Annotated in this window: 2 protein-coding genes; both read left to right on the top strand. The window is 68.3% G+C overall.

All coding sequences use genetic code 11. The annotated features are described in order from the left end of the window. The first annotated feature begins 253 nt into the window (after nt 1-253). Entirely contained in the window at nt 254-1,888 is a 1,635-nt protein-coding gene (gene groL, locus B3I25_RS03395) for a chaperonin GroEL (protein ID WP_286737810.1), read from the top strand. A gap of 239 nt (nt 1,889-2,127) precedes the next feature. Then, a partial coding sequence (locus B3I25_RS03400) for a ribonuclease HI (RefSeq protein WP_349676519.1) occupies nt 2,128-2,715 on the top strand: 588 nt, incomplete at its 3' end.

Below are 2,715 nucleotides of genomic sequence, written 5' to 3' on the forward strand. Positions count from 1 at the left end.
GCCCGTTCAGCCGGGGACGAAACCTGAGTCCACTGGACGCAGGGCGTTTGCGGTTCCGGCATGACGAGTGCCACTATGGGATTAGCACTCAGTCGCGTGGACTGCTAACCGGGTCCGGTGGGGGTCGCGCGGCGGACGAGTGACATCACGGTGAGGTGGTTGCGGCGCGGTGAGGATCGCGGCGCGGCACCGTCCGTCGCGGGCATCGTGATGACAAGTCTTGTTTGTCAACCGTCCAGGAGGGACGAAACACATGGCAAAGATGATCGCATTCGACGAAGAAGCCCGCCGCGGCCTCGAGCGGGGCCTGAACACCCTCGCGGACGCCGTCAAGGTCACCCTCGGCCCGCGCGGACGCAACGTGGTCCTCGAGAAGTCCTGGGGCGCCCCCACGATCACCAACGACGGCGTGTCCATCGCCAAGGAGATCGAGCTCGAGGAGCCGTACGAGAAGATCGGCGCCGAGCTCGTCAAGGAGGTCGCCAAGAAGACCGACGACGTCGCCGGTGACGGCACCACCACAGCCACGGTGTTGGCCCAGGCCCTCGTGAAGGAGGGCCTGCGCAACGTGGCCGCCGGTGCGGACCCGCTGTCCCTCAAGCGTGGCATCGAGAAGGCCGTGGCCGCCGTGACCGAGCAGCTGCTGTCCTCCGCCAAGGAGATCGAGACCGAGGAGGAGATCGCCGCGACCGCGTCCATCTCCGCCGCGGACCCGGAGATCGGCAAGCTCATCGCCGAGGCCATGGAGAAGGTCGGCAAGGAAGGCGTCATCACCGTCGAGGAGTCCAACACCTTCGGGCTGGAGCTTGAGCTGACCGAGGGCATGCGCTTCGACAAGGGCTACCTCTCCGGTTACTTCGTGACCGACGCCGACCGTCAGGAAGCCGTCCTCGAGGACCCCTACATCCTGATCGTCAACTCCAAGATCTCCGCCGTGAAGGACCTGGTCCCCGTACTCGAGAAGATCATGCAGGCCGGCAAGCCGCTGCTGATCATCGCCGAGGACGTGGACGGCGAAGCGCTCGCCATGCTCGTGCTGAACAAGATGCGCGGTGCCGTGAAGTCCGTGGCCGTCAAGGCCCCCGGCTTCGGTGACCGCCGCAAGGCGCAGCTTGCGGACATCGCGATCCTCACCGGCGGCCAGGTCATCACCGAAGAGGTGGGCCTGTCGCTCGAGTCCGCCACGATCGACCTGCTGGGCCAGGCCCGCAAGGTCGTGGTGACCAAGGACGAGACCACCATCGTGGACGGCGCCGGTACGCAGGAGGAGATCGAGGGTCGCGTGGCCCAGATCCGCGCGGAGATCAACAACTCCGACTCCGACTACGACCGCGAGAAGCTGCAAGAGCGCCTGGCCAAGCTGGCCGGCGGAGTGGCCGTCCTCAAGGCGGGTGCCGCCACCGAGGTCGAGCTCAAGGAGCGCAAGCACCGCATCGAGGATGCCGTGCGCAACGCCAAGGCCGCCGTGGAGGAGGGCATCGTCGCCGGTGGCGGCGTGGCCCTGATCCAGGCCGGTGCCAAGGTCTTCGAGTCCCTCGGGCTGTCCGGGGACGAGGCGACCGGTGCCAACATCGTCAAGGTCGCGATCGACGCGCCGCTCAAGCAGATCGCGCTGAACGCCGGTCTCGAGCCGGGCGTGGTTGTGGACAAGGTGCGCGGGCTCGAGACCGGTTGGGGCCTCAACGCCGCCACCGGCGAGTACGAGGACCTCATGGCCGCGGGCATCAACGACCCCGTCAAGGTGACCCGTTCCGCCCTGCAGAACGCGGCGTCCATCGCCGGGCTGTTCCTGACCACCGAAGCCGTGGTCGCGGACAAGCCCGAGCCCGAGGCCGCCGGTGCGGGCGCGGGTGCCGATCCCATGGGTGGCATGGGCGGCATGATGTGATCTCGCTCTTCTGAGTGAGTTCCGCCCGCTACACGGGCGGACATTTCGAGAACCCCGGGGACACGTGCTGTCCCCGGGGTTCTCGCATCTCCGGGAGTGCTCGCGCGCCCGGGTGCTCTTCGCGCGCCCGGGTGGTGGCCCCGGAGCGGTCCGCTGAACCGCGGGCCAATGCGGGACCGGGCGATCGCCTGCCAGCGGCGGTGGTTCAACGTGTCGGGAGGTTTTGCGAGGATGAGCGCATGACGATCATCGCTTCCGCGGACGGCTCCGCACTCGGCAACCCCGGACCCGCGGGGTGGGCCTGGTACATCGATCCCACCTCGTGGCGCGCGGGGGGTTGGGCCCACGGGACCAACAACATGGGCGAGCTCACCGCGGTGCTCGATCTGCTCCGCTCCACCCGGCACCGCGCGGACGAACCGCTGCGGGTGCTGTGCGACAGCCAGTACGTGATCAACTCGGTCACCAAGTGGATGCCGGGCTGGAAGAAGAAGGGCTGGAAGAAGCGCGACGGCAAACCCGTGCTCAACGTGGAGATCATGAAGGCGCTGGACCGCGAGCTCTCCGGTCGGGACGTCAGCTTCGAGTGGGTCAAGGGGCACGCGGGTCACGAGCTCAACGAGGCCGCGGACGAGCGCGCCCGCGCCATGGCCACGGCCTACCAGTCCGGCACCGCGCCGGAGGACATGCCCGTGGGGCCGGGCTTCCGGAACGACGCGGGCCGCGGAATCGAGGCGGGAGACGTGGAACCGGATCTTTTCTCCGCGTGGGCCTCCTCGGAGGACCTCCCGGCGGGTCACGCTGGGTCCACGGACTCCACGGACTCC

This window comes from Kocuria sp. UBA1838, assembly GCF_002338785.1.
In the GTDB taxonomy this organism is placed as follows: Bacteria; Actinomycetota; Actinomycetes; order Actinomycetales; family Micrococcaceae; genus Kocuria; species Kocuria marina.

What these genes read in the sequence shown, in the direction of transcription:
- groL (WP_286737810.1), top strand. Translation starts at nt 254, where the DNA reads ATGGCAAAGATGATCGCATTCGACGAAGAAGCCCGCCGCGGCCTCGAG.